Source organism: Streptomyces misionensis (genome assembly GCF_007896895.1).
Taxonomy (GTDB): domain Bacteria; phylum Actinomycetota; class Actinomycetes; order Streptomycetales; family Streptomycetaceae; genus Streptomyces; species Streptomyces misionensis_A.
Window position 1 is genome coordinate 91,040 of sequence record NZ_VOGW01000013.1, and the last position, 25,837, is coordinate 116,876.

A 25,837-nucleotide genomic window follows, 5' to 3' on the forward strand; every position below is an offset into this window, starting at 1 on the left:
GGGCCGTGCTCGCGCTGGCCGGCCTCGGAATCCTGACCCTGTGCAGCGTGCGCAGCATCACTCGAAGACGTGCCGGATGAGCGCGTGGAGCGGCCGGATGAGCGGGTGGACGAGGCGGGTGAGCGGCGCGAGCGGGGCACGGGGGTGCCGGACCGGGACGATGCGTGTGTAGCTTGGGCGGCGGTCTGAGAACCTGTTCAGGCCAGCCAATGACTCTTGACATCGGAAGGACGGTCGTGCACATCGTCATCATGGGCTGCGGGCGAGTAGGTTCCGCTCTCGCCCAGACCCTGGAGCAACAGGGGCACACGGTCGCCGTGATCGACCAGGACCCGACCGCCTTCCGTCGGCTGGGACCGGGATTCGGGGGCCGTCGGGTCACCGGAGTCGGCTTCGACCAGGACACCCTGCGCGAGGCGGGGATCGAGGAGGCCGGCGCGTTCGCGGCCGTCTCCAGCGGGGACAACTCCAACATCATCTCGGCTCGCGTGGCCCGCGAGATGTTCGGTGTGGAGAACGTCGCCGCCCGCATCTACGACCCCCGCCGCGCCGAGGTCTACCAGCGCCTCGGCATCCCCACCGTGGCCACGGTCCGCTGGACCGCCGACCAGATGCTGCGCCGGCTGCTGCCCTCCGGGGCGGAGCCGCTGTGGCGGGACCCCACGGGCGGGGTGCAGCTCGCCGAGGTGCACGCCTCCCCCAAGTGGGTCGGGCACAAGATCAGTAAGTTGCAGGAGGACACGGGCGTCCGGGTGGCGTTCCTGACCCGGCTGGGCGAGGCGATCCTGCCCACCTCCCAGACGGTGCTGCAGGAGGGCGACCTCGTGCACGTGATGATGCGGACGGACGACGTGGAGAAGGTCGAGGCGGCGTTCGCCGGGGGCCCGGAAGAGGAGGGCGGTCACTGATGAGGGTCGCCATTGCCGGAGCCGGCGCCGTCGGCCGCTCGATCGCCGCCGAGCTGCTGGAGAACGGCCACGAGGTCCTGCTCGTCGACAAGGCCCCGACCGCCATCTCGGTGGAGCGGGTGCCGCAGGCGGAGTGGCTGCTGGCCGACGCCTGCGAGATCACGTCCCTGGACGAGGCGGCGCTCCAGCGCTGCAACGTGGTGATCGCCGCGACCGGAGACGACAAGGTCAACCTGGTGGTGTCGCTGCTCGCCAAGACGGAGTACGGCGTTCCGCGTGTCGTCGCCCGGGTCAACAACCCGAAGAACGAGTGGCTGTTCAACGAGGCCTGGGGCGTGGACGTGGCCGTCTCCACCCCGCGGCTGATGTCCGCCCTGGTGGAGGAGGCGGTGAGCGTCGGCGACCTGGTACGGCTGCTGCGCTTCAGCCACGGCGACGCCAACCTCGTGGAGCTGACCCTGCCCGAGGAGTCGGCCCTGGCCGGCACCCAGGTCGGGGACGTGCGCTGGCCGGAGGACACCTCGCTGGTCACCATCATCCGGGGCACCCGGGTGCTGACCCCGTCCCGGGACGACTCCCTGGAGCCGGGCGACGAACTGCTCTTCGTGGCCGCCCAGGCCCGCGAGCAGCAACTCGAGGAGCTGCTGTCGGTGCGCAAGCAGGAGGAGTCCTGACCGCCCCGCCGCCGCGGCCCTGAGAGGCCGAGCACACGAAAGGGCGCCCTTGGTGACAAGGGCGCCCTTCTCGTCGTCGTGGGCGGCCGTCGGCGACGGCTCGCCGTGGGCGGCCGGCGGCATCCCGGTGCTGCCGCAGGGCCGGGTCACCCCTTGCGGTGCCGCCCCGGCTCCGGTTCGCCGCCTTCCGCGGCCAGCGCCGCCCTGCGCTCCTTCTCGGCCTTCTCGGCCTCCTCCTGCGCCTCCATCTCCGCGAAGACGTCGATCGGCGCGGGCGCCTTGGCGAGGAAGACCCAGGTGAGCCAGACCGCCAGCAGGAAGGGCGGGATCTTCAGGGCCACCAGAACCCAGCCGAGCCGGGTGGTGTCCGACCACCAGTACAGCGGGAAGAGGATCGCGCACTTGGCGAGCAGGATCAGGCCCCAGGCCCAACTGGACTTCGCGTAGGCCTTCTTGCGGCCGGGGTTGCGGGTGCGCCAGGAGAGGTTCTCCCGGAAGACCGGGCCGAGGATCAGGCCGATCAGCGGGACCCCGGCGAGGGTCGTGACGATGTACGCCAGCGCCAGGCCCAGCGTGTAGAGCATGCCCGGGAGGTAGAAGTCCTTGGCGTTGCCGGTGAACATCGCGAACACCACGCCGAAGGCCACGCCGAACACCCCGCTGAAGGCGTGCTTGACGGTGTCCTTCCTGACGAGCCGGACCACGACCAGGACCAGGGAGACGGCCAGCGCGGCGATCGCCGAGAGGTGCAGGTCCTTGTTGACCGTGAAGATCGCGACGAAGAGCAGGCCCGGCACGACCGTCTCGACCATGCCGCGGACCCCGCCGAAGGCCTCGAACAGTGCCGCCTCGGTCACCGCGCGGGCGTCGCCGGGCCGGCCGGGCGGGGTCTGGTCGGTGTCTTCGGTCGGCTTGTCGAGGGACGTCACCGGCTACTCCCGTCCGAGGGGTCGCAGTTCGTACTTCGGGTTGAACAGCACCCGGCGGCCCCGGCTGAGCGAGATCCGGCCCGATGCGATCAGCTTGCGCCCCGGTTCTATACCCACGATGGAACGCCTGCCGAGCCACACCACGTCCAGCGCGGCGGAGCCGTCGAACAACTCGGCCTCCAGGGCCGGGACTCCGGCCCGCGGACGCAGGGTGACCGTGCGCAAGGTACCAGTTACCGTGACGATCTGCCGGTCCTGGCAGTCGCCGATCTTCGTACAACCCGCCGTCTCGGCGTCCTCGCGCAGCTCCTCGGACTCCAGGTCCTCCTGCGACGAGGACAGCCGGTCGAACATGCGCCGGAGCCGGCCGGCCGGCTTTTCGGAACGAGGAACAGCACTCATACATGAAGCGTACCGGGGCCCGCCGACAGCGCCGTATCCCCGCTCACACTCCCGGTACGCGCACCTCCTCACTTCTCGAACCGGTACCCCATTCCGGGCTCGGTGATGAAGTGTTTCGGGTGCGAGGGGTCCGCCTCCAGCTTGCGGCGCAGCTGTGCCATGTAGACCCGCAGGTAGTTGGTCTCCGTCCCGTACGACGGCCCCCACACCTCCTGGAGGAGCTGCTTCTGGCTGACCAGGCGGCCGGTGTTGCGGACCAGCACCTCCAGCAGGTGCCACTCGGTGGGGGTGAGCCGGACGTCCCGGCCGTCGCGGTTGACCTTCTTGGCGGCCAGGTCGACGGTGAAGCCCTCGGCGTCCACGGCGGTCAGGCCGTCCTCGCCGGCGCCGACCGGCTCGGCGCGGCGCACGGCGGCCCGCAGCCGGGCCAGCAGCTCGTCCATGCCGAAGGGCTTGGTGACGTAGTCGTCGGCGCCCGCGTCCAGGGCCTCGACCTTCTCGTCGGAGGAGTGGCGGGCGGACAGCACCAGGATCGGCACCCGGGTCCAGCCGCGCAGGCCCCTGATCACCTCGACGCCGTCCATGTCGGGCAGGCCCAGGTCGAGGACGACCACGTCGGGGTGGCGGGAGGCGGCGAGGTCCAGGGCGGTCCTGCCGTCGGCGGCCGCGTCGACCTCGTACTTGCGTGCCTTGAGGTTGATCACGAGGGCGCGCACGATCTGCGGCTCGTCGTCGACCACGAGGACCCTCGTGGGGGTCTGGGGTGTCCCCCCATTCGGGCTCATCATAGGGTCTGCCTTTCTGGTTCCGCGTTGTCCGTTCCGGCGTCCCCGGGGGCGGGCTCGGCCGCCGTGCCGGGACCGGGCTGTGGCGAGGGGCGCGTTCCGCGCGGGCTGCGCAGGCTGAGGACCATGGTGAGTCCGCCGCCCGGCGTGTCCTCCGCGTTCAGGGTGCCGCCCATGGCCTCGGCGAAGCCGCGGGCGACCGCGAGGCCGAGCCCGACACCGGCGCCGCGCGGGGCGTCGCCGTACCGCTGGAAGGGCTCGAATATGCGGTCCTTGGCCGCGTCCGGCACGCCGGGGCCGCGGTCCACCACCCGCACCTCCACCCGGTCGGCGAGGGCGCTGGCGGAGACCAGGACGCGCCGTCCGGGCGGGCTGTACTTGACGGCGTTCTCCACCAGGTTGGCCACCGCGCGCTCCAGCAGTCCGGGGTCGGCCTGGATCATCGGCAGCGTCTCGGGCACGTCCAGGTCGACGCTGTCCTCCGGCACCCCGCCCAGGGCCATCGGTACGACCTCGTCCACGTCGATCTCGCGGATCAGCGGGGTGACGGTGCCGGTCTGCAGGCGGGACATGTCGAGCAGGTTGCCGACGAGGTGGTCGAGCCGGTCGGCGCCCTCCTCGATTCCCTCCAGCAGTTCGGCCCGGTCCGCCTCGGACCAGTCGACGTCGTCGGAGCGCAGCGAGGAGACGGCGGCCTTGATCCCGGCCAGCGGGGTGCGCAGGTCGTGGCTGACGGCGGCGAGCAGGGCGGTGCGGATGCGGTTGCCCTCGGCGAGGGTGCGCGCCCGGTCGGCCTCCTCCTGGAGGCGGCGGTGGTCGAGGACGACGGCGGCCTGGGCGCCGAAGGCGGCGAGCACCCTGCGGTCCTCGGCGGGCAGCGGCCGGCCGGTGAGGGCGAGCGCCATGTGGTCGCCGACGGGCATGTCCACATCGGCGTCCTCGGGCCGCTCCAGGGCGGGCCCGAAGCCGGCCCGGCCCACGCAGTTCCAGGGCTCGACGTCGCTCTGCCGCTCCAGCAGGGCCGCCGACTCCATGGCGAAGGTCTCGCGGACCCGTTCCAGCAGCTCCTCCAGGCTGGTCTCGCCGCGCAGCACGTTGCCCGCGAGGAAGGAGAGGATCTCGGCCTCGGCGCGCAGCCGGGCCGCCTGGTGGGTGCGCCGGGCGGCGAGGTCCACCACCGAGGCCACCGACACGGCGACCCAGAAGAAGATCACTATGGCGACGATGTTCTTCGGGTCGGCGATGGTCCAGCGGTGCAGGGGCGGGGTGTAGAAGTAGTTCAGCAGCAGCGAGCCGAAGGCCACCGAGGCGAGCGCGGGCAGCAGGCCGCCGAGCAGGGCCGCCGCGACCGTGACGGCCAGGAACAGCAGCATGTCGTTGGCGAGGCCGATGTCGACGGTGATCAGCAGCAGCGCCAGCACCGCCGGGCCGCCGACCCCCGCGGCCCAGCCCGACAGGATGCGGGTGCGGCCGAGCCGGGCGCCGCGGGCCACCGGCAGCCCGCGCCCCTTGGCGACCTCCTCGTGGGTGACGATGTGGACGTCGATGTCGGGCCCCGAGTCCCGGGCGACGGTGGCGCCGACGCCGGGCCCGAAGACGTACTGCCAGGCCTTGCGGCGCGAGGAGCCGAGCACGATCTGGGTGGCGTTGACGCCGCGCGCGAAGTCCAGCAACGCGGCCGGTATGTCGTCGCCGACCACATGGTGGAAGGTGCCGCCCAGGTCCTCGACGAGGGTCCGCTGGACGGCCAGTTCCTTCGGGGAGGCCGAGGTCAGCCCGTCGCTGCGGGCGATGTAGACGGCGAGGACCTCGCCGCCGGCGCCCTTCTCGGCGAGTCGCGCGGCCCGCCGGATCAGGGTGCGGCCCTCGGGTCCGCCGGTCAGGCCGACCACGATCCGCTCACGCGATCCCCAGATCCGGGAGACCCGGTGCTCGCTGCGGTACTGGTTCAGGTATTCGTCCACCCGGTCGGCGACCCACAGCAGCGCCAGTTCGCGCAGGGCGGTGAGGTTGCCGGGGCGGAAGTAGTTGGAGAGCGCCGCGTCGACCTTGTCCGGCTGGTAGATGTTGCCGTGCGCCATCCGGCGGCGCAGCGCCTCCGGGGACATGTCGACCAGCTCGATCTGGTCGGCCCGGCGTACCACCTCGTCGGGCACGGTCTCGCGCTGGCGCACCCCGGTGATCGACTCGACGATGTCGCCGAGTGACTCCAGGTGCTGGATGTTGACGGTCGAGACCACGTCGATCCCGGCGGCGAGCAGTTCCTGCACGTCCTGCCAGCGCTTGGCGTTGCGCGAGCCGGGGATGTTGGTGTGCGCGAGTTCGTCCACCAGGGCGACGGCGGGCGCGCGGCGCAGTACGGCGTCCACGTCCATCTCGCCGAAGACGCCCCCGCGGTACTCCAGCTCCTTGCGGGGGACCTGCTCCAGGCCGTGCAGCATCACCTCGGTCCGGGGCCGCTCGTGATGCTCGACGAAGGCCACCACGCAGTCGGTGCCCCGCTCGGTACGGCGATGGGCCTCGGCCAGCATCGCGTACGTCTTGCCCACACCCGGTGCCGCGCCGAGATAGATCCGAAGCTTCCCGCGTGCCATGGCTCCATTGTCTTCCGGTGACCCGTGTGTACGCAGCGTCGACCTTACGGCCAACGATGCGGACAAACCGGACGGGACGCGGAGGGCGGGGAGTCTTTGACGGAACCCTGATGGGGGTCCGGCCGTCACCGGCCCACGATCTCGCCGTCGTGGAGTTCCAGCACCCGGTCGGCCAGGCCGATGAGGGCCGCGTCGTGGGTGGCGACCAGGACGGCGGGGGGTGTTCCGGGGGCGTCGCCCGCCTCGGGGGACTCGCCGTGCACGACGGCGCGCAGCAGCTCCATGACGGCGTGGCCGGTCTCGGCGTCCAGCTGGCCGGTCGGCTCGTCGGCGATCAGCAGGGCCGGGCGGTTGGCGAGCGCGCGGGCGATGGCGACCCGCTGCTGCTGGCCGCCGGACAGCTCACCGGGCCGCTGCCCGGCGTGCTCCGCCAGCCCCACCTGGGACAGCAGCGACGTCACGCGCTCCTCGCGCTTGCGGGCTTCGGTCCGTCGCAGCCGCAGCGGCACGCCCACGTTCTCGGCCGCGGTGAGGATCGGGATCAGCCCGAAGGACTGGAACACGAAGCCGATCCGATCCCGGCGCAGCGGCAGCAGCTCGTCCTCCCCCAGCTCCGCCAGCGGCCGCCCGTCCACCTCGACCCGCCCCTGGTCGGGGGTGTCGAGCCCGCCCACGATGTTGAGCAGCGTGGTCTTGCCGGACCCCGAGCGCCCCTTGAGCGCGACGAGTTCACCCGGGCGCACTTCGAAGGAGACCCCGCGCAGGGCGTGCACGGCGGCCGCGCCCCGCCCGTACGACTTGTGGATCCCCTCCACCCGCACCATGACCATGTCGCCTCCCCCGTGGGCAGGGCGCCAGTATCACCGAGCGGGGCACGGCCCGGAAGGGGCGCGGGGACCGTATCCGCCCGCGGCCGCGCGGCGACCGCGAAAACGGGCCGTGCCCCGAGGGGCACGGCCCGTGCACCCCTGCCGGGCAGGCGGAGCGGCCAGTGCTGTGGCCGGAGAGGTCTGCCGGGCGTCGCGAGCCGGTGAACCTTTCCGGTCACTTTCGTTTGGATCAGGCCGGATCAGGGAGCGGGGTCCGGTGCGTGCAGATGCAAGGCGGAGGAGGGAGTCGACTTGGCGCGTCGGCGACTGACGACAACGCGGCAGGTGCGCGTGCCGGGCCCCGCGAGCCCGGCCTGATCCGAACGAGAGGCCCTAGCGGACTTCCGTGATCTCCGGTCCGCGCTGCAACTGCCCCATCCCGCCGGAGAACCGCGAGGACTCCTCCTGCTGCACGCCCTCGGGGACCATCTGCGCGTCGTTCGGCAGCTTGAGCACGATCGGGTCGCGGGGCGCCATCGGGCCCTCGCCGCGGACCACGACGGTGTCCCGGAAGATCTGCTCCAGCAGCCCGGCGGCCTGCGGCTGCACCGCGCCCTGGCCGGAGATCACTCCGCGCAGGAACCAGCGGGGGCCGTCCACACCGACGAACCGCACCACCTGGAAGCCGCCCGTGCCGTCCGGCAGCTGGACCGGCACCTGGGCGCGCAGCTCCCAGCCGAGCGGGCCCTCGACCTCGTCGACGATGCCACCCTGCTGGGTGATGCCGGACGCGATCTCCTCGCGGACCTCGCCCCAGATGCCCTCGCGCTTGGGCGCGGCGAAGGCCTGGAGCTGGACGGCGCTGTCGTTCAGGACGACGGTGGCGGCCACGATCGCGTCACCGGCGACCTCGACCCGCAGCTCCATGCCGTCCACGCCCGGCACGAACAGTCCCCCGAGGTCCACCCGGCCCTCGGCCGGGTCGCGCACCTCGGTGCTGTCCCACGGCCCCTCGGGCCGGGGACCGGGCTCCAGCCGGACGCGTTCGCGCTCGGCCTCCGCTTCCTCGTCCGCCTCGGTGTCGACGCTGTCGACGACCTGCTCGGCCTCGCCGGCCGCGTCCTCGGCGGCACCCTTCTTGTTGCGACGTCCGAACACGTCACTGTCCTTCCCGGTCGGATACGACCGAAGCGTATCGATTCCCACCCGCCGGACCGCTGTTGGCGGACCGGCCGCTTGTGCCGCTCTCGTCGCCCACCGCGGCATGGCCACCGGTGGACCCGAAGCCCCCTTCGGCCCGCGCAGAGCCGGGAAGCTCCGCCACCTCCTGGAAGCGGACCCGCTCGACCTGCTGGACGACCAGTTGGGCAATCCGGTCGAAGCGCTCGAACCGCACACTCTCGCGCGGGTCGAGATTCACCACGATCACCTTGATCTCCCCACGGTACCCGGCATCAACCGTCCCCGGGGCATTCACGAGGGCGACACCGCAGCGGGCGGCGAGACCGGAACGCGGGTGCACGAAGGCCGCGTACCCCTCCGGGAGGGCGATCGACACGCCCGTGGGCAGAACGGCCCGCTCCCCGGGTCCCAGTTCGCACGCCTCGGTGGTGCGCAGATCGGCGCCGGCGTCCCCGGGGTGCTCGTAGGCCGGAAGCGGTACGTCCGGGTCCACGCGCCTGAGCAGGACGTCGAGCGGGGCACGGCCGGCGGGGCTCACGGGTTCACCTCGAAGGCGCGGGCCCGGCGGACCTGGTCGGGGTCGTTCATGGCGGCCTGGATCTCCTCGGGGCGGCCGTGGTCGACGAAGTGGTCGACCTTCACCTCGACGAAGAGGGCGTCGGCGCGGACGGCGACCGGCCCCTCGGGGCCGTCGAGGCGGCCGACGGCGGTGGAGTAGATCTTCCGCCCGGCGACGGCGGTGACCTCGGCCTCCAGGTGGAGCGTGGTGCCGACGGGCACGGGCCGCAGGTAGTCCGTCTCCAGGCGGCCGGTGACGGCGATGGTGCGCAGCAGCCAGTTCAGCGAGCCCAGGGTCTCGTCCAGTGCGGTGGCCAGCACCCCGCCGTGCGCGAGGCCGGGGGCGCCCTGGTGGGCGGCCTGGACGGTGAACTCGGCGGTCAGCGAGACACCCTCGCCCGCCCGTGCCTCCAGGTGCAGCCCGTGCGGCTGTCCGGGGCCGCAGCCGAAGCAGTGTTCGTAGTGGGCGCCGAGAAGCTCCCCGGGCGCGGGCGCGTCGGGGTGCCGTACCGGTTTCACCGCGTCGGCGGGGGGCTGAAGGCTTGCGGAACTACCACTCACAGCCGCAGACCTTACCCGTCCGTCCGCCGCCCATCACCGCCCCGCCCGCGGTGCCCTGCACCGGCTCCCCCTGGTTCCGGGGCATCCGGCTCCCCGTGCCAAGCTTGGCTTCATGCAGCACTCCGCCACCCCGTACGAAGAACGCCTCACCGCCCCCCGCTCGTGGTGGCTGATCAGCCTTCTCGTCGGCGTCTCGTTCGCCCTGATCCTGTTCCCCTTCGGCACCCTGCCGATCCTCGGCGGCCTGGTCGGCGGCACGGCCGCGTCCGCGGTGGTCGCCAGCGCGTACGGCTCCCCGCGCATCCGCGTGGTGGGCGACTCGCTGATCGCGGGCGAGGCGAAGATCCCGGTGTCGGCGCTGGGCGAGTCGGAGGTGCTGGACCCGGAGGAGGCCCGCGCCTGGCGCACGCACAAGGCGGACGTGCGCGCGTTCCTGCTGCTGCGCGCGTACATCCCCCGGGCGCTGCGGGTAATCGTGACGGACCCCGACGACCCGACGCCGTACCTGTACCTGTCGACGCGGGAGCCCGAGCGGCTGGCGGCGGCGATCGAGGCGGCACGCGCGGCCAACGCCCCGAGCGCGCCGGAGAACCGCGCCTGAGAAGTTCGTGAGAAGTCAGAGTTCCTTGGGCAGATCGCGCATCTTCAGCGGCTCGGCAGGCTGATCCAGGGGCGGCTGCTGCTCCAGCTCCTCCCAGGGGACCTGGATCTTGCGCAGGTCGGCGCGGACGCGGGCCGCGAGTCTCCTGGTGTCCCGGCGGTTCAGGACCGCCCCGACCGCGGCGCCCACCATGAACGGCATCAGGGTGGGCATGTCGCGCACCATGCGCTTCATGATCTGCTGGCGCAGTTCGCGCTTCATGCGGCCGCCGAGGGCCGCGTCGTACGTCGACGGCTTCGTCACGTCGATCCCGCGCTCCCCCGACCAGGAGGACAGATACGCGGTGCTGCGGACCTTGAGGCCGCCGGGCGGGCGTACGCCGTAGACCTCGTGCAGTTCCGCGATGAGCTTCAGTTCGACCGCGGCGACCCCGGTGATCTCCGTGGCCAGTTCGGTCGGCAGGGCGGGCGGCACGGGCAGCATGGCCATCGCGCCGATGCCGGCCCCGATGGTCGAGGTGCCGGCCGCGGCGCCCGCCACCAGTTTGTCGGCCAGTTCCTCGGGGCCGAGGCCCGGGAACTGCCTGCGCAGCGTCGCGAGGTCGCGTACGGGCACACGCGGGGCGATGTCGATGACCCGGTCCGCGAGGTGGGCCAGCCCCGCGCGGGCGCGGGAGCCGCTCCTGCGGGCGCCTTCCCGGGCGATGTCCCGGGCCTTGCCGCTGATGACCCGAACCCGTCGCCTGGCGACGGGCGCGGGCCCCTGCTCCGGCGCCGGGTGGTCGGCCCGGTCCGCCGTCGGTTCGAGCGGGGCTCCCGCGGCCGGGGAGCCACGCTCGTCGTCACGCGCGCCGAATGAGCCGTCGAGCGGCCCTTGGTCCGCCTTCCGCTGGGAAAGGCGGCGCTTCCGGGGAGGGGTCGAGCCAGTCATGGCCGACCCCTCCTCAGTCGCAGTCGCGGCAGATCGGCTGACCGTTCTTCTCGCGGGCCAGCTGGCTGCGGTGGTGGACCAGGAAGCAGCTCATGCAGGTGAACTCGTCCTGCTGCTTCGGCAGGACCCGGACGGCCAGTTCCTCGTTCGAGAGGTCCGCTCCGGGCAGTTCGAGTCCCTCGGCGGCCTCGAACTCGTCGACGTCCACTGCGGAGGTGGTCTTGTCGTTCCGCCGGGCCTTCAGCTCTTCCAGGCTGTCCGAGTCGACGTCATCGTCGGTCTTGCGTGGAGTGTCGTAGTCGGTTGCCATATCGCTCTCCCCCTCTGGGTGTCTGCGGTGTCTCCAGCGCACGTAACGCGTGAGAGGCCGGACTTGTGCCCGACCTGAGGCGGAGATTTTGCCTCACATCAAGGGCTGTTACTCAATCGACACCCAACCCGATCCCCCGAGAGTGATCGGCTTGGATGGCGGTGAGGACCGTACACGCTTCGAATACCGCACCTCAAAGGCGCCTCAACGTGTACTTCCCGTGATCAAGAGGCCTGAAAACCAGGACTTTCCGGGCTTTCTGCCATCTGTCATGATCACTGACAGTACATGGCCGGAAATCCGCCCATGTGATCGATCACACAGAGAGAAGCCCATTCGGCCTCTGGAAAATTCCGCGTCGAGCGAACATCCCTCGCGTGTGTCGATGTTTTCCGCTGCGGATCACAGCGGAAGTGTCACATGCATCACCAGGCCACCGCCCTCGCGGGGCCGGGCCGCGATGTGTCCGCCGTGCGCGCGGGCCACGGACCGCACGATGGACAGGCCGAGGCCCACGCCCTTGTCGCTGCCCGTGCGCTCCGTGCGCAGCCGCCTGAAGGGCTCGAAAAGGTTGTCGATCTCATAGGCGGGCACCACCGGACCGGTGTTCGAGACGGTGAGCACCGCCTGTCCGTGCCGGACCTCGGTGTCCACCTCGACCCAGCCGTCCTCGGCCACGTTGTAGCGCACGGCGTTCTGGACGAGGTTCAGCGCGATCCGCTCCAGGAGCACGCCGTTGCCCTGCACCACGGCCGGTCTGCGCTCGCCGCGGATCTCCACGCCCTTGGCCTCGGCCTCGGACCGCACCTGGTCGATGGCCTGGGTGGCCACCTCGGCCAGGTCGACCGGTTTGCGCTCCACGATCTGGTTGTCGCTGCGGGCGAGCAGCAGCAGGCCCTCGACCAGCTGTTCGCTGCGCTCGTTGGTGGCCAGCAGCGTCTTGCCGAGCTGCTGGAGCTCCACCGGCGCGTTCGGGTCGGAGAGGTGGACCTCCAGGAGCGTGCGGTTGATCGCGAGCGGGGTGCGCAGCTCGTGGGAGGCGTTGCCGACGAAGCGCTGCTGGGCGGTGAAGGCCCGCTGGAGGCGCTCCAGCATCTCGTCGAAGGTGTCGGCCAGCTCCTTGAGCTCGTCGTCCGGGCCGTCCAGCTCGATCCGGCGGGACAGGTCGGAGCCGGCCACCGCGCGGGCGGTGCGGGTGATCCGGCCGAGCGGGGACAGCACCCGGCCCGCCATCGCGTACCCGAACGCGAAGGCGATCACGGCGAGGCCCAGCAGGGCCAGCAGCGAGCGGCTGAGCAGGTTGTCCAGGGCGACCTGGCGCTGGTGGTCCACGCACTGGCTGATCGCGTCGTTGAAGTCCGCCAGCGGCAGGCTGGTGGTGTTGATCGCGGGGCAGTTGTCGCTGGAGACCTTCAGCTCCTGGAAGCTGACGATCTTGAACAGCGGCTGGTTGCCGGTGCTGATGGCCTGCGCGGCCAGCAGGTAGATGATCGACAGCAGCAGGATGCCGGCGATCAGGAACATGCCGCCGTACAGCAGGGTGAGCCGTATGCGGATGGTGGGCCGCAGCCACGGGAAGGGGGCCTGCGGCCGCCGGGGGTCCCAGGTGGGCTTGGGCGGCGCTTGCGGGGGTGCGGGTGTCGCGGCCATGGCGGATCAGATCCGGTAGCCGGAGCCGGGCACGGTGACGATCACGGGGGGCTCGCCGAGTTTGCGGCGCAGGGTCATCACGGTCACCCGGACCACGTTGGTGAACGGGTCGGTGTTCTCGTCCCAGGCCTTCTCCAGCAGCTGCTCCGCCGAGACGACGGCGCCCTCGCTGCGCATGAGCACTTCCAGGACGGCGAACTCCTTGGGGGCGAGCTGGACCTCCTTGCCGTCGCGGAAGACCTCGCGGCGGTTGGGGTCGAGCTTGATGCCGGCGCGCTCCAGGACGGGCGGCAGGGGCAGGCTGGTGCGGCGGCCGAGGGCGCGCACGCGTGCGATCAGCTCGCTGAACGCGAACGGCTTGGGCAGGTAGTCGTCGGCACCGATCTCCAGGCCCTCGACGCGGTCGCTGACGTCGCCGGAGGCGGTGAGCATGAGCACGCGGGTGGGCATGCCCAGCTCGACGATCTTGCGGCAGACGTCGTCGCCGTGCACGAGCGGGAGGTCGCGGTCGAGGACGACCACGTCGTAGTCGTTGACGCCGATGCGCTCCAGGGCGGCCGCACCGTCGTACACGACGTCGACGGCCATGGCCTCCCGGCGCAGTCCGGTGGCCACCGCATCGGCGAGCAGTTGCTCGTCCTCGACGACGAGTACGCGCACGTCGCTAGTCCTTCCTGTGTCCACCCGCGTGGCGCACCGGGCGCCCCGCGCGGGCAGGGGTGTTCGTGGAGTGTGACTCCATCCTGCCCTTTTCGGTCATAAGTCGGCTGTAAGCGGTGTCCCGGCCGTGGGAACGGGCGTCCAGGGGCGGGAATGCGAGATTTTCTCCGCCGGCGAGGTTTCCCGGGAATGCAGCGGGGGGAGGACGGGTTTACACCCCGCGATCACGCTCTGCATGTGCCGCAGCACCATGCGGTACCTCGCGATCCGCTTGTGCAGAGCGGGCGCGGGTGTCCGGCACCGTAGCCGCCCGGCCAGGGCGCGTCGGGCACCTGCGGAAGGCGTGATCGTCCCTTCCCGACGGCACACCCCCGTGCCACCGACCCACCGACCCTGGACGAGGGGGCGCAGCATGGACGCTTTCACCGCAGGACTTCTCCAGCGCATAAAGGCGACCGAGTCCGACCTGTCTCGGGCTCGTGACGAGGGCGACGACTTCCTCGTCGAGGTGGAGCAGGCAGAGCTCGACGACCTGCGCCGCCTCGCCGCCGAACACGGTGTGGAGGTCGGCGCGTCACGCGTCTGATCGATCCGAGCGCGCTGAAGCGACGGCGAGGGACCCCGGCGAATCCAGCGCCGGGGTCCCTTCGCGTGTGCCCACGTGCCCGACCGTCAGTCGTGCCAGGCCCCGAAGTCCTCCAGCAGCCGCTGGAGGGGCTCGAAGACGCCCGGGGTGCCCGCGACCGTCAGATCGCGTCCGGGGCGCTCTCCGGGCCGTCCACCGGTCAGCGCGCCCGCCTCCCGGGCGATGAGGTCCCCCGCGGCGTGGTCCCACGGGTGCAGTCCGCGCTCGTAGTACCCGTCGAGCCGGCCGCAGGCCAGGTCGCACAGGTCGATGGCGGCCGAGCCGCCGCGCCGGATGTCCCTGAGCAGCGGGATCAGCCGGGCGGCCACCTCGGCCTGGTGGGCCCGGACCTCGGCGACGTAGTTGAAGCCGGTGGAGACCAGTGCCTGGTCCAGCGGGGGCGCGGGGCGGCAGGCGAGCGCCCGCTCGCCCTCCCATGCGCCGGTGGCCCAGGCGCCGCCGCCGCGGACCGCCTGGTACGTCTCACCGCGCATCGGGGCCGCGACGACCCCGGCCACGGTCTCGCCGTCCCGTTCGGCCGCGATGGAGACCGCCCAGGTCGGCAGGCCGTAGAGGTAGTTCACGGTGCCGTCGAGCGGGTCGATCACCCAGCGGATGCCGCTGCTGCCGGCGACGGAGGCGCCCTCCTCGCCGAGGAAGCCGTCGTCGGGGCGCCGTTCGGAGATCAGATCGGTGATCAGCTTCTCCGCCGCGATGTCCATCTCGGTGACGACGTCGATCGGGCTGGACTTGGTCCGTGCCACGGCGAGGTCGGCCGGGCGGCCGTCCCGCAGCAGCTCGCCGGCGCGCCGGGCGGCCTCCTGGGCCAGTTCCAGCAGTTCCCTGTGCAGGGCGTCGGTCACGGCTCTCCTCACGCGTAGGGGCTGTCGGCGCCCGCGGCGGCCGGGCGGGGCGCCCGGGACGGGCAGCAGCCGACCGGGCAGACGTCGTGGCTCGCGCCCAGGGCACCCAGGGCGCAGGGGGTGACGGCCTGGCCGCGCTCGGTGGCGGCGCGCTCCAGGACCAGCTCGCGCACGGCGGCCGCGAACCGGGGGTCGGCGCCCACGGTGGCCGAGCGCCGCACCGGCAGACCCAGCTCCTCGGCCTTGGCCCTGGCCTCGGTGTCGAGGTCGTACAGGACCTCCATGTGGTCGGAGACGAAGCCGATGGGGGCCATGACGACCGCCGGGACGCCCGCCGCGTGCCGCTCCTCCAGGTGGTCGCAGATGTCGGGCTCCAGCCACGGGATGTGCGGGGCGCCGGAGCGGGACTGGTAGACGAGCCGCCAGGGGTGGTCCACGCCGGTGCGCTCGCGGACGGCGTCGGCGATCAGCCGGGCCACGTCCAGGTGCTGCTCCACGTAGGCGCCGCCCTCGCCGTGGGCCTCGACGGGGCCGGAGGTGTCGGCGGCGGCCGTGGGGATGGAGTGCGTGGTGAAGGCGATGTGGGCGCCGTCGCGGACGTCCTCGGGGAGGTCGGCGAGGGAGCGCAGCACGCCGTCGATCATGGGCTCGACGAAGCCGGGGTGGTTGAAGTAGTGGCGCAGCTTGTCGATCTTCGGGAGGTCGAGGCCCTCGCCCTGCAGGGTGGCCAGCGCGTCGGCGAGGTTCTCGCGGTACTGGCGGCAGCCGGAGTAGGAGGCGTAGGCGCTGGTGGCGAGCACCAGGACGCGGCGGCGGCCGTCGGCGACCATCCGGCGCAGGGTGTCGGTCAGGTACGGCGCCCAGTTGCGGTTGCCCCAGTAGACCGGCAGGTCCAGGCCGTGCCCGGCGAAGTCCTCGCGCAGCGCCTCGATCAGGGCGCGGTTCTGGCCGTTGATGGGGCTGACCCCGTCGAACAGGAAGTAGTGCTGCCCGACTTCCTTCAGGCGTTCCTTGGGGATGCCGCGCCCCCGCGTGACGTTCTCCAGGAACGGGACCACGTCCTCGGGACCTTCGGGACCGCCGAAGGACAGCAGGAGCAGGGCGTCGTACGGGGTGGCATCGAGCGCGTCTGGCATGTCTCGATCCTGCCACCCGGCACCGACAGCCCGGCAAGCGCGGGGTGAAGAGTCGGGTTCCAAATGGTTCATGACGATATTTCCACATGGAAAACCGGATGCCCTTAGGGTCGCCTAACTCGTAAGCTGTATCCGCCGTATTCGCGCCTTACGGACCGCCTCGGAGACCACGTGCCCAGCCCCTACAGAGCCTTGTTCGACGCGCCCGGTACCAAGGCCTTCTCGGCCGCCGGGCTGCTCGGCCGGATGCCGTTGTCCATGATGGGCATCGGCGTGGTCACGATGGTCTCCCAGCTCACCGGGCGCTATGGGCTCGCGGGCGCCCTGTCGGCCACCATCGCGCTGTCCGCGGCGATCCTCGGCCCGCAGGTGTCCCGCCTGGTGGACCGGCACGGACAGAGCCGGGTGCTGCGGCCCGCGACCCTCGTGGCCCTCGCGGCGACGACCGGACTGCTGCTCGTGGCGCACTTCGGATGGCCGGACTGGGCGCTGTTCGTCTGCGCCGCCGGCATCGGCGCGGTGCCGAGCCTCGGCGCGATGATCCGGGCCCGCTGGGCGGCCCTGTACCGGGGCACGCCCAAGCTGCACACCGCCTACTCGTTCGAGTCGGTCATGGACGAGGTCTGCTTCATCTTCGGGCCGATCGTCTCCATCGGCCTGTGCACGGCCTGGTTCCCCGAGGCCGGCCCGCTGCTGGCCGCCTGCTTCCTGGCGGCCGGCGTCTGCTGGCTGACCGCGCAGCGGGCCACCGAGCCGAAGCCGCACCCGCGCGAGCGGCACGGCGGCGGCACCGCCCTGCGCTCGCGGGCCCTCCAGGTGCTGGTGGCGACCTTCGTGGCGACCGGCGCGATCTTCGGGTCGGTGGACGTGGTCACGGTCGCCTTCGCCGACGAACGCGGTCACAAGGGCGCGGCGAGCGTGGTGCTCGCCGTGTACGCGGCCGGTTCCTGTGTGGCCGGGGCGGTCTTCGGGCTGCTGCGCCTCGCGGGGGCGCCGGAACGCCGCTGGCTGCTGGGCGTCACCGCCATGGCCGTGAGTATGATCCCCCTCCTACTGGTCGGAAACCTGCCGCTTCTGGCCGTGGCGCTGTTCGTTGCGGGGCTGTCCATCGCACCGACGATGATCACGACGATGTCCCTCATCGAAGAGCACGTACCTCGCGCGCAGCTCACCGAGGGCATGACCTGGGTGAGCACCGGCCTGGCGGTCGGCGTGGCCCTCGGCTCCTCGCTGGGCGGCACGGTGATCGACGCCGCCGGCGCGCGGGCCGGGTACGGGGTTCCGGCGCTGTCCGGGGCCGTCGCGGTCGTGGTCGGTTTCCTCGGGTACCGCCGGCTGCGCAGGCCGGCCGCGGGTCGGGGAGGCACCGTTGAGCACCACAGCGAGCGGGAAGACGAGCGGCGCGAACGGCACATGGCGTAACTGGGGCGGGAACGTCGCGGCCCGGCCCGCCCGGCAGGTCGAGCCGGCCTCGGTCGAGGAGCTGGCCGCGGCGGTGCGCCGGGCGCGCGAGGACGGCCTGAAGGTGAAGGCGGTCGGCACCGGGCACTCCTTCACCTCGATCGCCGCCACCGACGGCGTCTTGATACGCCCTCAACTGTTGACCGGCATACGCGCCGTCGACCGGGAGGCCATGACCGTCACGGTCGAGGCCGGCACCCCGCTCAAGAGGCTCAACGCCGCCCTGGCGCGCGAGGGCCTGTCGCTCACCAACATGGGCGACATCATGGAGCAGACGGTCTCCGGCGCCACCAGCACCGGCACGCACGGCACGGGCCGCGACTCGGCCTCCATCGCCGCCCAGATCAAGGGCCTCGAACTCGTCACGGCGGACGGCTCGGTACTCACCTGCTCCGAGAAGGAGAACCCCGAGGTCTTCGCGGCCGCACGGACGGGGCTCGGCGCGCTCGGTGTCGTCACCGCGATCACCTTCGCCGTGGAACCGCTGTTCCTGCTCACCGCCCGCGAGGAACCGATGCCCCTCGACCGGGTCCTCGCCGAGTTCGACCGACTGTGGGCGGAGAACGAGCACTTCGAGTTCTACTGGTTCCCGCACACCGAGAACACCACCACCAAGCGCAACAACCGCAGCCTGGGCCCCGAGCGGCCCGTGGGGCAGCTGGCCGGGTGGTTCGAGGACGAGTTCCTGTCCAACGGCGTCTTCCAGGTGGCCCAGTGGATCGGCCGGGCGGTCCCCGGCGCCGTCCCGGGCATCGCGCGGATCTCCAGCCAGGCCCTGTCCGCGCGGTCGTACACCGACATCCCCTACAAGGTCTTCACCTCGCCGCGCCGGGTGCGCTTCGTGGAGATGGAGTACGCCGTTCCGCGCGCGGCCCTGGTGGAGACGGTGCGCGAGCTGAAGACCATGGTGGAGCGCTCGGGCCTGCGCGTCAGCTTCCCGGTGGAGGTGCGCACCGCCCCGGCCGACGACATCACCCTGTCCACCGCCTCCGGCCGGGACAGCGCGTACGTCGCCGTGCACATGTACCGGGGCACGCCGTACCAGGCGTACTTCACCGCCGCCGAGCGGATCTTCACCGCGCACGAGGGCCGGCCGCACTGGGGCAAGGTGCACACCCGGGACGCGGAGTACCTCGCCCGGGTGTATCCGAGGTTCGCCGAGTTCACGGCGTTGCGGGACCGCCTTGACCCGGATCGGCTGTTCCAGAACGACTATCTGCGGAGGGTGCTGGGGGCGTAGCCGCCGGGGCGGAGCCGCTGGGCGTGGGGGTCGGGCCGGCCTGGCCGCCACCGGTCCGGCCGTCCGGCGAGGCGCTCGGGGTGGGCGTCGCCGGGTCCGTCGTACCGCCGCCGGTGCCGGTGCCGGCGCCCTGCGAGGGGACGCCGCCGGTCGGGGCGGTGTGCGAGGGGGTCCAGGAGGGGTCCTGGCCGGGCTGGGGGTCGTTCGTCCGGTGTGCGGACGAGTGCCGCCCGCCGACGGCGTCGCCGACCGTGGTGCCGGTGCCGCCGCTGAAACTGCTGCCGGACACCAGTTCGTACACCGTGATGCCGCCCATGGTCACCCCGAACACGAGAGCGGCGGCGACCAGCGGCCGGCGCCAGCTCTTGATCCGGGCCCGGTAGACGGTGCCCTCGGAGAACTCGCCCGGGACCGGTGGCACCTGCACCTGGGGCCGGGCCCCGGTCTTGACCACCCGCAGCTGTTCGCCGGTCCGCTTGAAGAAGTGCTGGAAGACGGTGCCGCCACAGGTGGCGATCACACTGACGACGCCCGCGCCGAGGATCGTGCCGTACACGCCGAAGGAGGAAGCCAGCTTGGCCGCCACGACCGCCGCCAGGGCGCTTCCCGCCACCTGGGGGACGTTGAGGTCGAACCGCTTCCGCTCCGTATCGGGTGTTTCGCGCATACCCGGAACTTGCCTGCCTTTCCCGTACTTGATCGACATTGAGTGGCCGACTGCACGAGATAGGGACGTACGCACGAAACCATTAGTTCCGTTTCTGGAGATTAGGTGAAGTTCGCCACGTTCATGATCGACAAAACCGGTTGCGGCGGGCCAAGTCGCGCCCGTTGCCAGAAGTTGGGCGGCGCGCCAATCCACGCACGTGGCCCGAATGGAGTACTGTTGCGAACCCTGGGTCCGGCCTCCCACCAGGGTGTCCGCGGCCACCAAGGACCGCCGGGAGGGGGCTAGTTGCACAGGGTGACGGACTTGGTCACTTAGCGTGGCGAACAGGTAACCGTGCCATAACGGCGATCCAGGGCCCGTGCCCGACACGCCGGGCAACTCGGCAAGGTTGTGGCAGGCTGCACCCGGGCAGGCCACACTCGACTAGCGGAAGCAGCGACGCACGTGACGTCGGCAGGCACCACCCGGGAGGTCCCCATGCCCGAACTGCGTGTCGTGGCCGTCTCGAATGACGGCACACGGCTGGTGCTGAAGGCTGCCGACTCAACGGAGTACACGCTTCCGATCGACGAACGGCTGCGCGCCGCCGTACGCGGCGACCGGCCGCGCCTCGGCCAGATCGAGATCGAGGTCGAGAGCCATCTGCGCCCCCGCGACATCCAGGCGCGGATACGAGCCGGTGCCACCGCGGAAGAGGTCGCGCAGCTCGCGGGCATCCCCGTCGACCGGGTGCGGCGCTTCGAGGGTCCGGTGCTGGCCGAACGCGCCTTCATGGCCGAACGCGCCCGCAAGACCCCGGTCCGCCGCCCGGGCGAGAACTCCGGCCCGCTGCTCGGCGAGGCCGTCCAGGAACGGCTGCTGCTGCGCGGCGCCGAGAAGGACACCGTGCAGTGGGACTCCTGGCGCCGCGACGACGGCACCTGGGAGGTCCTGCTCGTCTACCGGGTCGCCGGCGAACCGCACTCCGCGAGCTGGACGTACGACCCGCCTCGGCGGCTGGTCCAGGCCGTGGACGACGAGGCGCGCTCGCTGATCGGCGAGTCCGACGACCTCGCCGCGCCCGAGCCGAGCTTCCCGTTCGTCCCGCGCATCGCCCGGCTGCCGCGCGAGCGCTCCATGGACCGCGCCCTGGACCGGCAGACCGACCGGGAGCGGCCGTCCCTGCCCGCGCAGGCGGCGGAACCCGCCGAGGAGAGCACCGGTGAACGGGACTCGCTGACCAGCCTCCTGGAGGCCGTGCCGTCCTTCCGCGGCGACATGGTGGTCCCGGAACGCGCCCCGGACCCCTCGGACGAGCCCGACGAGGAGGCCGTCGCGGAGGAGCCGCCGGCGCCCGCCGCCTCGGCCGGTTCGGCCTACGCGGACGTCCTCATGCCCCGCTCGGTCGGCAGCCACCGCGACCGGCTGGTCGGCGCGACCGACCGTCAGGCGGAGGCCGACGGCGTCCGCCCCGGCCGCCGGGCGGCCGTCCCGAGCTGGGACGAGATCGTGTTCGGCACCCGCCGCAAGAAGCAGGAGTAGCCGGCCGTACGACGACGGGCAGGGGCGGGTCACCGGTGAGCCGCCCCTCTCGGGCTTCCGCCGGCCCGCTACCGCGGGTCGGCGCCCGTCGCGACCGGACGGGACGGGTCCGCGGACCACTCCGACCAGGAACCGACGTACAGCGCCGCCGGGATACCCGCCACCGCGAGGGCCAGCACCTCGTGCGCTGCCGACACGCCCGAGCCGCAGTAGACGCCCACCTCCGTGTCGGCGCTGACGCCGAGCGCCTTGAAGCGGTCCTTCAGCTCGGCCGCGGGCAGGAAGCGACCGTCGGGGCCGACGTTCTCCGTCGTCGGCGCGGAGACCGCGCCCGGGATGTGCCCGCCGACCCGGTCCACGGGCTCCACCTCGCCCCGGTACCGCTCCCCCGCGCGGGCGTCCAGCAGCACGCCCGTGCGGGCCAGGGCCGCGGCACCGTCCGCGTCCAGCAGGCCCGCCGCGCCCGGCGCCGGGCTGAAGTCGCCCTCGGCCGGGGTGGGCGCCCCGGTCGCCAACTCGCCCTCCCAGGACGGCAACCCGCCGTCCAGGACCCGCACGTCCGGGTGACCCGTCCAGCGCAGCAGCCACCACGCGCGCGCGGCGGCCCAGCCCTGTCCGCCGTCGTAGACGACGACCGGACGGCTCGCCGACACACCCGCGCGGCGCATCGCGGCGCCGAACTCCGCGAGGTCCGGCAGCGGATGGCGGCCGCGCCCGCCCGGGGCCGCCGCCAGTTCCCGGTCCAGGTCGACGAAGACCGCGCCGGGGATGTGCCCGGCCGCGTACTCGGCCCGGCCGTCGAAGGCCGGGGCACCCGCCGCCTTCGCCAGGCTCAGCTGCCAGCGGACGTCCAGCAGGACCGGCGGCGCCTCGCCGACGAGGTCCCGGGCGAGTTCGGATGCGGTGATGATGACTGTCATGGCGCCATGCATACGCCAGGGGTGGCCGCGGCGTCCAGGTACGGCTACGCTGCTCGGCCGGGCAGTGTCGGTCACCGAACGTAAGAGATCGAGCACGTGTCGTACGTCCGTCGGACACCGGTCCGACATCATCAGGATGCGGCGAAAGACGTCAGCCCTGGACATCTTCCGAAGTCATCGCCAAGTGGCGGCGCGGCGGCGGGACATGGCCGCCAGAGCGTGGAAGATGCGGACACCGGTACGGGCGTACGCGCCGGCGGCGAGCACACCCCTGCCGGGGGAGCGGAAGCGACACGGCCACCACACGGGCGGCCGGGGAGAGAGTGATCGATGACCGAGGCACGGGAGTCGGCCGGTCCGCACGCGCTGCGCGCGCCCGGCACGCCCTGCTGGGTGAGCCTGATGGCGCGCGGGCTCACCGCCACCGAGGAGTTCTACGGGGCGCTGTTCGGCTGGGAGTTCCGACCGGGCCCGCGGCAGCTCGGCCCGTACGTGCGGGCGCTGCTCGACGGGCACGAGGTGGCCGGCATGGGCCAGTTGCCGCCGGACCACCGGCTGCCGATCGCCTGGACGCCCTACCTCGCCACGGACGACGTGGACCGCACGGCAGACGCGGTGCGGCTGTGCGGCGGCACGGTGGCGGTCGGCCCGCTGGACGCGGACGAGGCCGGGCGGCTGGCCATCGCCGCCGACCCCTGTGGCGCGGTGTTCGGCATCTGGCAGGGCCTCGTGCGCCTGGGCACCCCGGTCACCGGGGTGCCGGGCACGCCCGCCTGGAACGAACTGCTCACGTTCGAGACGGAGAGCGTCACCAAGTTCTACGCGAGCGTGTTCGGTTACGAGACGGACCCGGCGGCCGACGCCGGTGCGGACTATGTGACCCTGCGCGTCGACGGGCGCCCGGTGGCCGGACTGCAGGGGCTGGGCCGGGCGCTGCCCCGGGACCGGGGACCGTACTGGGCGACCTGCTTCCACGTGGCCGACACCGACGAGGCCCTGCGCCGGGTGACCGCGCTCGGCGGCCGGGTGGTCCGCCCGGCCCACGACGGCCCGCACGGGCGGGCGGGGACGGTGGCGGACCCGGAGGGCGCGGTGTTCTCGGTGGTCCAGGAGCCGCGCTGAAGGATTTCGGGCGGGCTCAGGGGGACCGGACCAGGATGACGGGCCCAGGGGGACCGGCTCGGGAGACCGGCTCAGGAGGACGAGACCGGCAGCACGTCCGGGGAGATGGCCGCCGCGCGGGCCGTCGCCGCGGTCATCCGGCGCCGGTGGTGGCGGCGGCACAGCACCTCGTAACCGATCTCGCCCGCCTCCTGATTGACGTCTCCGACGACCACCTGGGCGCCCTCGACCACCATCTCCCCGCCGACCGTGCGGGCGTTGTGCGTGGCGCGGGCGCCGCACCAGCACAGCGCCTCCACCTGGAGCACCTCGATGCGGTCGGCCAGTTCCACCAGCCGCTGGGAGCCGGGGAAGAGCTTGGAGCGGAAGTCGGTGGTGATGCCGAAGGCGAAGACGTCCACGCCGAGGTCGTCCACCACACGGGCCAGCTGGTCGATCTGGCCGGGCGCCAGGAACTGGGCCTCGTCCGCGATCACATAGTCGATCCGGCCGCCCTGCGAGAGGTGGTCCACGACGTAGGCGTACAGGTCCTGGTCGTCGGCGACCTCGACCGCGTCGGTGACCAGGCCGAGGCGGGAGGAGAGCTTGCCCGCGCCCGCGCGGTCGTTGCGGGTGAATATCATCCCGGCCAGGCCGCGCGCGGAGCGGTTGTGCTCGATCTGCAGAGCCAGCGTCGACTTCCCGCAGTCCATCGTTCCGGAGAAGAACACCAGCTCGGGCATGAGGAGTTGAACACCTTTCGGCGAGATGGGGAGGGAAGCGGTAGGGGGTCAGGAGCGTACTTCGAGCAGCGGGACGAGCTGCTCCACGGGGGTCATCGAACCGTGGTTGCCCACCAGCGCGGACTCCTTCGGTTCCCGCTCGGAGGCGATGATCAGGACGTCGTCGTACGCGGCCGCGATCACGTCCCCGAGCCGGGCGTACACCCGCTCGTCCACGTGCGGCCCGAACCAGCCCGCCTGGATCGCCTCGTCCCGCGAGGCCACCCAGAACTGCTCCCCCAGCACCTCGCGCCAGCAGGTCAGCACGTCGTTGTGGGCGCCCGGCACCGCGTACACGTGCCGGGCCCGGCCCTCGCCGCCCAGCAGGGCGACACCGGCGCGCAGCTCCCAGTCCGTGTCGAAGTCGATGCGGTGCTCGTCGTCGAACGGCACGTCGATCATGCCGTGGTCGGCGGTGACGTAGAGCGCGCTGCGCGGGGGCAGTTGCTCGGCGAGGCGCTGGGCCAGCCGGTCGACGTACATCAGCTGGCCGCGCCAGGTGTCGGAGGCGACGCCGTAGCGGTGGCCGGAGCCGTCGAGTTCGGCGTAGTACGTGTACACCAGCGAGCGGTCCCCGGCGGCCAGTTGCTCGGCGGCCAGGTCCATCCGCTCCTCACCGGACAGCCTGCCGTGGAAGCTGCCGCCGCTGAGCGCGACCTTGGTGAGCGGGGTGTGCTGGAAGGCGGGCGAGGACACCTGGGCGGCGTGCACCCCGGCGTCGTGGGCCAGCTGGAAGACGGTGGGGTACGGCTGCCAGGGGCGCGGGTCGGTGTACGGCTGCCAGCGCAGCTGGTTCATCAGCGCGCCGGTGGCCGGGTCGCGGACCGTGTAGCCGGGCAGGCCGTGCGCGCCGGGCGGCAGGCCGGTGCCGACGGAGGCGAGGGAGGTCGCGGTGGTCGCCGGGTAGCCCGCGGTGAGCGGGCGGCCGGTGCCGCCGCGGGAGCTGCCGAGCAGCGAGGTGAGGAAGGGGGCCTCGTCGGGATGGGCGCGCAGCTGCTCCCAGCCGAGGCCGTCGACCAGGAAGACACAGGCCCGGTCGGCCGGGGTCAGCTCGGTGATCGTCGCGGACATGCCGGGGACACCCATGCCGGCGGCGAGGGTGGGCAGCAGGTCGGCGAGGGAGCCGGTGCCGTACTGGGGCAGCGGCGCGGTGTCCAGGGCGAGGGGTTCCGGGTGGTCCCAGGCGGAGAGCTGGGACATCAGCGGGTGATGTCCGCGGTCGCCTCCGAGATGGCCTGCGCGAAGGCGAGCGCCTCGCGCACCGTCTCCGGTCCGTCCCCGGCCTCGCTGACGCGCAGGCTCAGGTCGTCCGCCGTGGAGCTGCCGGTGTAGCCGTGGTCGGCGTCGCAGTTGGGGTCGCCGCAGGCGGCGGGCTCCAGGTCGATCCGGCTCACCGCGCCCCAGCCGATGGTCAGCACGACCTCGCGGGGCAGGGTGCCCGGGGTGTACTGCTCGGGGTTGGCCACCACCCGGCTGACCACGACGGAGGAGATCCGGCCGAGCTTCACCGACTCGGTGGAGGTGGTGGCGTACGGCGTCGGGGAGGTGCTGTCGGCGGCCTGCTCGTCGGTGTGGCTGACGATGAAGCGGTTGGCGGTGAGGACCAGGACGGTCACATGGCGGCGCACCTCGTTCTGGTCGAACGTGGTCTCCTGGTGGACCAGGTACGACCGGATGGGCTCGCCGCCCACCGCGGCCTCCACCGCCTCGGCCACGAGGGCCGGGTAGTAGCCGCTGCGCTCGATCGCCGCGCGCAGCCCCTGGGTCGTCGTACTGGTCTTGGCCATGGCGTCCATCCTAGTCCGTGGCCAAGGTGGGTCCGGGCCGCCCGGCGCCGATGGTCAAGGCGGGTCCGGGCCGCCCGGCGCCGATGACCGAGGAAGCTCCGGGCCGCCCGGCGCCGAGGCACGCACCGCGATCCACGGGGCCGGGAACCTCCCGGGGACACACGGGTGAACGCCGGGG

Annotated in this window: 27 protein-coding genes; 8 read left to right on the plus strand and 19 right to left on the minus strand. The window is 72.4% G+C overall.

What is annotated here, in order from left to right:
• Nucleotides 1-236: 236 nt before the first annotated feature.
• Both FRZ03_RS02220 and FRZ03_RS02225 read left to right on the plus strand, forming a co-directional pair.
• Nucleotides 237-908 (plus strand): potassium channel family protein, encoded by a 672-nt coding sequence (locus tag FRZ03_RS02220; protein WP_146463450.1) that lies wholly within the window; start codon nt 237-239, stop codon nt 906-908.
• Nucleotides 908-1,582, plus strand: a complete 675-nt coding sequence (locus FRZ03_RS02225) for a potassium channel family protein (protein ID WP_146463451.1) — start codon at nt 908-910, stop codon at nt 1,580-1,582. Before FRZ03_RS02220 ends, FRZ03_RS02225 begins: the two co-directional genes overlap by 1 nt.
• Nucleotides 1,583-1,728: 146 nt before the next feature.
• Here the strand turns inward: FRZ03_RS02225 and FRZ03_RS02230 are convergent, their stop codons facing one another.
• The 8 genes from FRZ03_RS02230 to FRZ03_RS02265 all read right to left on the minus strand — a co-directional run bounded on the left by FRZ03_RS02230 (nt 1,729) and on the right by FRZ03_RS02265 (nt 9,402).
• The gene (locus tag FRZ03_RS02230; protein ID WP_146463452.1) at nt 1,729-2,511 is read right to left on the minus strand and encodes a DUF3159 domain-containing protein; all 783 of its coding nucleotides are present in this window, start codon (nt 2,509-2,511) and stop codon (nt 1,729-1,731) included.
• Nucleotides 2,512-2,514: 3 nt separating this feature from the next.
• Nucleotides 2,515-2,913 (minus strand): OB-fold nucleic acid binding domain-containing protein, encoded by a 399-nt coding sequence (locus FRZ03_RS02235; RefSeq protein WP_071828767.1) that lies wholly within the window; start codon nt 2,911-2,913, stop codon nt 2,515-2,517.
• Between the two features lie 68 nt (nt 2,914-2,981).
• Nucleotides 2,982-3,701 (minus strand): response regulator, encoded by a 720-nt coding sequence (locus FRZ03_RS02240; protein ID WP_146463454.1) that lies wholly within the window; start codon nt 3,699-3,701, stop codon nt 2,982-2,984.
• On the minus strand, nt 3,698-6,292 hold the full coding sequence (locus FRZ03_RS02245; protein ID WP_261398467.1) for a sensor histidine kinase: 2,595 nt from the start codon (nt 6,290-6,292) through the stop codon (nt 3,698-3,700). The genes FRZ03_RS02240 and FRZ03_RS02245 overlap by 4 nt, the downstream gene beginning before the upstream one ends.
• Nucleotides 6,293-6,417: 125 nt before the next feature.
• Nucleotides 6,418-7,122, minus strand: coding sequence for an ABC transporter ATP-binding protein (locus FRZ03_RS02250; protein WP_146463456.1), 705 nt, complete (start codon nt 7,120-7,122; stop codon nt 6,418-6,420).
• Between the two features lie 372 nt (nt 7,123-7,494).
• A complete protein-coding gene (locus FRZ03_RS02255) occupies nt 7,495-8,259 on the minus strand; it encodes a DUF3710 domain-containing protein (protein WP_146463458.1) in 765 nt (254 codons plus the stop codon).
• 1 nt (nt 8,260) lies between these two features.
• Nucleotides 8,261-8,821: a dUTP diphosphatase gene (gene dut, locus FRZ03_RS02260; protein WP_146463460.1), complete on the minus strand. Its 561-nt coding sequence runs from the start codon at nt 8,819-8,821 to the stop codon at nt 8,261-8,263.
• Nucleotides 8,818-9,402, minus strand: coding sequence for a PaaI family thioesterase (locus FRZ03_RS02265; RefSeq protein WP_146463461.1), 585 nt, complete (start codon nt 9,400-9,402; stop codon nt 8,818-8,820). The genes dut and FRZ03_RS02265 overlap by 4 nt, the downstream gene beginning before the upstream one ends.
• Before the next feature lie 112 nt (nt 9,403-9,514).
• On the opposite strand from FRZ03_RS02265, the gene FRZ03_RS02270 reads away from it, so the two are divergent.
• Complete coding sequence (locus FRZ03_RS02270; RefSeq protein ID WP_146463463.1) at nt 9,515-10,003, plus strand: DUF3093 domain-containing protein; 489 nt, start codon at nt 9,515-9,517, stop codon at nt 10,001-10,003.
• Nucleotides 10,004-10,018: 15 nt separating this feature from the next.
• Here the strand turns inward: FRZ03_RS02270 and FRZ03_RS02275 are convergent, their stop codons facing one another.
• The 4 genes from FRZ03_RS02275 to FRZ03_RS02290 form a co-directional block, all read right to left on the minus strand.
• Nucleotides 10,019-10,933 (minus strand): hypothetical protein, encoded by a 915-nt coding sequence (locus tag FRZ03_RS02275; protein ID WP_146463465.1) that lies wholly within the window; start codon nt 10,931-10,933, stop codon nt 10,019-10,021.
• A 13-nt stretch (nt 10,934-10,946) separates the two neighbouring features.
• Nucleotides 10,947-11,243, minus strand: coding sequence for a DUF4193 domain-containing protein (locus tag FRZ03_RS02280; protein WP_037654155.1), 297 nt, complete (start codon nt 11,241-11,243; stop codon nt 10,947-10,949).
• Nucleotides 11,244-11,645: 402 nt separating this feature from the next.
• Nucleotides 11,646-12,893 carry a sensor histidine kinase gene (locus tag FRZ03_RS02285; protein ID WP_146463466.1) on the minus strand — a complete coding sequence of 416 codons (1,248 nt, stop codon included), beginning with the start codon at nt 12,891-12,893 and terminating at the stop codon, nt 11,646-11,648.
• Nucleotides 12,894-12,899: 6 nt separating this feature from the next.
• Nucleotides 12,900-13,553, minus strand: a complete 654-nt coding sequence (locus FRZ03_RS02290; RefSeq protein WP_020125132.1) for a response regulator transcription factor — start codon at nt 13,551-13,553, stop codon at nt 12,900-12,902.
• A 412-nt stretch (nt 13,554-13,965) separates the two neighbouring features.
• On the opposite strand from FRZ03_RS02290, the gene FRZ03_RS38765 reads away from it, so the two are divergent.
• Nucleotides 13,966-14,139 carry a hypothetical protein gene (locus FRZ03_RS38765; RefSeq protein ID WP_167381439.1) on the plus strand — a complete coding sequence of 58 codons (174 nt, stop codon included), beginning with the start codon at nt 13,966-13,968 and terminating at the stop codon, nt 14,137-14,139.
• Nucleotides 14,140-14,225: 86 nt separating this feature from the next.
• On the opposite strand, the gene FRZ03_RS02295 is transcribed toward FRZ03_RS38765, so the two are convergent.
• Together FRZ03_RS02295 and FRZ03_RS02300 are read right to left on the minus strand one after the other, a co-directional pair.
• Nucleotides 14,226-15,041, minus strand: a complete 816-nt coding sequence (locus tag FRZ03_RS02295) for an inositol monophosphatase family protein (RefSeq protein ID WP_146463468.1) — start codon at nt 15,039-15,041, stop codon at nt 14,226-14,228.
• A gap of 8 nt (nt 15,042-15,049) precedes the next feature.
• On the minus strand, nt 15,050-16,177 hold the full coding sequence (locus FRZ03_RS02300) for a ferrochelatase (protein WP_146463470.1): 1,128 nt from the start codon (nt 16,175-16,177) through the stop codon (nt 15,050-15,052).
• A gap of 171 nt (nt 16,178-16,348) precedes the next feature.
• On the opposite strand from FRZ03_RS02300, the gene FRZ03_RS02305 reads away from it, so the two are divergent.
• Nucleotides 16,349-17,599, plus strand: coding sequence for an MFS transporter (locus FRZ03_RS02305; protein WP_146463472.1), 1,251 nt, complete (start codon nt 16,349-16,351; stop codon nt 17,597-17,599).
• Nucleotides 17,547-18,878, plus strand: a complete 1,332-nt coding sequence (locus FRZ03_RS02310) for a D-arabinono-1,4-lactone oxidase (protein ID WP_146463474.1) — start codon at nt 17,547-17,549, stop codon at nt 18,876-18,878. The genes FRZ03_RS02305 and FRZ03_RS02310 overlap by 53 nt, the downstream gene beginning before the upstream one ends.
• On the opposite strand, the gene FRZ03_RS02315 is transcribed toward FRZ03_RS02310, so the two are convergent.
• Nucleotides 18,802-19,545 carry a hypothetical protein gene (locus FRZ03_RS02315; protein ID WP_146463476.1) on the minus strand — a complete coding sequence of 248 codons (744 nt, stop codon included), beginning with the start codon at nt 19,543-19,545 and terminating at the stop codon, nt 18,802-18,804. The genes FRZ03_RS02310 and FRZ03_RS02315 overlap by 77 nt on opposite strands.
• Nucleotides 19,546-20,025: 480 nt before the next feature.
• On the opposite strand from FRZ03_RS02315, the gene sepH reads away from it, so the two are divergent.
• Nucleotides 20,026-21,069, plus strand: a complete 1,044-nt coding sequence (gene sepH / locus FRZ03_RS02320) for a septation protein SepH (protein ID WP_146463478.1) — start codon at nt 20,026-20,028, stop codon at nt 21,067-21,069.
• Between the two features lie 68 nt (nt 21,070-21,137).
• Here sepH and FRZ03_RS02325 read toward each other — a convergent pair whose 3' ends face one another.
• Nucleotides 21,138-21,989: a sulfurtransferase gene (locus tag FRZ03_RS02325; protein ID WP_146463479.1), complete on the minus strand. Its 852-nt coding sequence runs from the start codon at nt 21,987-21,989 to the stop codon at nt 21,138-21,140.
• Nucleotides 21,990-22,319: 330 nt separating this feature from the next.
• Between FRZ03_RS02325 and FRZ03_RS02330 the strand changes: the two genes are divergently transcribed.
• On the plus strand, nt 22,320-23,111 hold the full coding sequence (locus tag FRZ03_RS02330) for a VOC family protein (RefSeq protein ID WP_146463480.1): 792 nt from the start codon (nt 22,320-22,322) through the stop codon (nt 23,109-23,111).
• A 71-nt stretch (nt 23,112-23,182) separates the two neighbouring features.
• Here the strand turns inward: FRZ03_RS02330 and FRZ03_RS02335 are convergent, their stop codons facing one another.
• Genes FRZ03_RS02335 through FRZ03_RS02345 form a run of 3 tightly spaced genes read right to left on the minus strand, consistent with a single transcriptional unit; the run spans nt 23,183 to nt 25,668 of the window.
• Nucleotides 23,183-23,833 (minus strand): thymidine kinase, encoded by a 651-nt coding sequence (locus FRZ03_RS02335; RefSeq protein ID WP_146463483.1) that lies wholly within the window; start codon nt 23,831-23,833, stop codon nt 23,183-23,185.
• A gap of 48 nt (nt 23,834-23,881) precedes the next feature.
• Nucleotides 23,882-25,072 (minus strand): alkaline phosphatase family protein, encoded by a 1,191-nt coding sequence (locus FRZ03_RS02340; RefSeq protein WP_146463484.1) that lies wholly within the window; start codon nt 25,070-25,072, stop codon nt 23,882-23,884.
• Nucleotides 25,072-25,668, minus strand: coding sequence for a DUF5998 family protein (locus tag FRZ03_RS02345; protein ID WP_146463486.1), 597 nt, complete (start codon nt 25,666-25,668; stop codon nt 25,072-25,074). Before FRZ03_RS02345 ends, FRZ03_RS02340 begins: the two co-directional genes overlap by 1 nt.
• Nucleotides 25,669-25,837: the final 169 nt, after the last annotated feature.

What these genes read in the sequence shown, in the direction of transcription:
- FRZ03_RS02340 (WP_146463484.1), bottom strand. Translation starts at nt 25,072, where the DNA reads ATGTCCCAGCTCTCCGCCTGGGACCACCCGGAACCCCTCGCCCTGGAC.
- FRZ03_RS02335 (WP_146463483.1), bottom strand. Translation starts at nt 23,833, where the DNA reads ATGCCCGAGCTGGTGTTCTTCTCCGGAACGATGGACTGCGGGAAGTCG.
- FRZ03_RS02270 (WP_146463463.1), top strand. Translation starts at nt 9,515, where the DNA reads ATGCAGCACTCCGCCACCCCGTACGAAGAACGCCTCACCGCCCCCCGC.
- FRZ03_RS02345 (WP_146463486.1), bottom strand. Translation starts at nt 25,668, where the DNA reads ATGGACGCCATGGCCAAGACCAGTACGACGACCCAGGGGCTGCGCGCG.
- FRZ03_RS02240 (WP_146463454.1), bottom strand. Translation starts at nt 3,701, where the DNA reads ATGATGAGCCCGAATGGGGGGACACCCCAGACCCCCACGAGGGTCCTC.
- FRZ03_RS02330 (WP_146463480.1), top strand. Translation starts at nt 22,320, where the DNA reads ATGACCGAGGCACGGGAGTCGGCCGGTCCGCACGCGCTGCGCGCGCCC.
- FRZ03_RS02235 (WP_071828767.1), bottom strand. Translation starts at nt 2,913, where the DNA reads ATGAGTGCTGTTCCTCGTTCCGAAAAGCCGGCCGGCCGGCTCCGGCGC.
- FRZ03_RS02300 (WP_146463470.1), bottom strand. Translation starts at nt 16,177, where the DNA reads ATGCCAGACGCGCTCGATGCCACCCCGTACGACGCCCTGCTCCTGCTG.
- FRZ03_RS38765 (WP_167381439.1), top strand. Translation starts at nt 13,966, where the DNA reads ATGGACGCTTTCACCGCAGGACTTCTCCAGCGCATAAAGGCGACCGAG.
- FRZ03_RS02280 (WP_037654155.1), bottom strand. Translation starts at nt 11,243, where the DNA reads ATGGCAACCGACTACGACACTCCACGCAAGACCGACGATGACGTCGAC.
- FRZ03_RS02275 (WP_146463465.1), bottom strand. Translation starts at nt 10,933, where the DNA reads ATGACTGGCTCGACCCCTCCCCGGAAGCGCCGCCTTTCCCAGCGGAAG.
- FRZ03_RS02285 (WP_146463466.1), bottom strand. Translation starts at nt 12,893, where the DNA reads ATGGCCGCGACACCCGCACCCCCGCAAGCGCCGCCCAAGCCCACCTGG.
- sepH (WP_146463478.1), top strand. Translation starts at nt 20,026, where the DNA reads ATGCCCGAACTGCGTGTCGTGGCCGTCTCGAATGACGGCACACGGCTG.
- FRZ03_RS02245 (WP_261398467.1), bottom strand. Translation starts at nt 6,292, where the DNA reads ATGGCACGCGGGAAGCTTCGGATCTATCTCGGCGCGGCACCGGGTGTG.
- FRZ03_RS02250 (WP_146463456.1), bottom strand. Translation starts at nt 7,122, where the DNA reads ATGGTCATGGTGCGGGTGGAGGGGATCCACAAGTCGTACGGGCGGGGC.
- FRZ03_RS02315 (WP_146463476.1), bottom strand. Translation starts at nt 19,545, where the DNA reads ATGCGCGAAACACCCGATACGGAGCGGAAGCGGTTCGACCTCAACGTC.
- FRZ03_RS02325 (WP_146463479.1), bottom strand. Translation starts at nt 21,989, where the DNA reads ATGACAGTCATCATCACCGCATCCGAACTCGCCCGGGACCTCGTCGGC.
- FRZ03_RS02225 (WP_146463451.1), top strand. Translation starts at nt 908, where the DNA reads ATGAGGGTCGCCATTGCCGGAGCCGGCGCCGTCGGCCGCTCGATCGCC.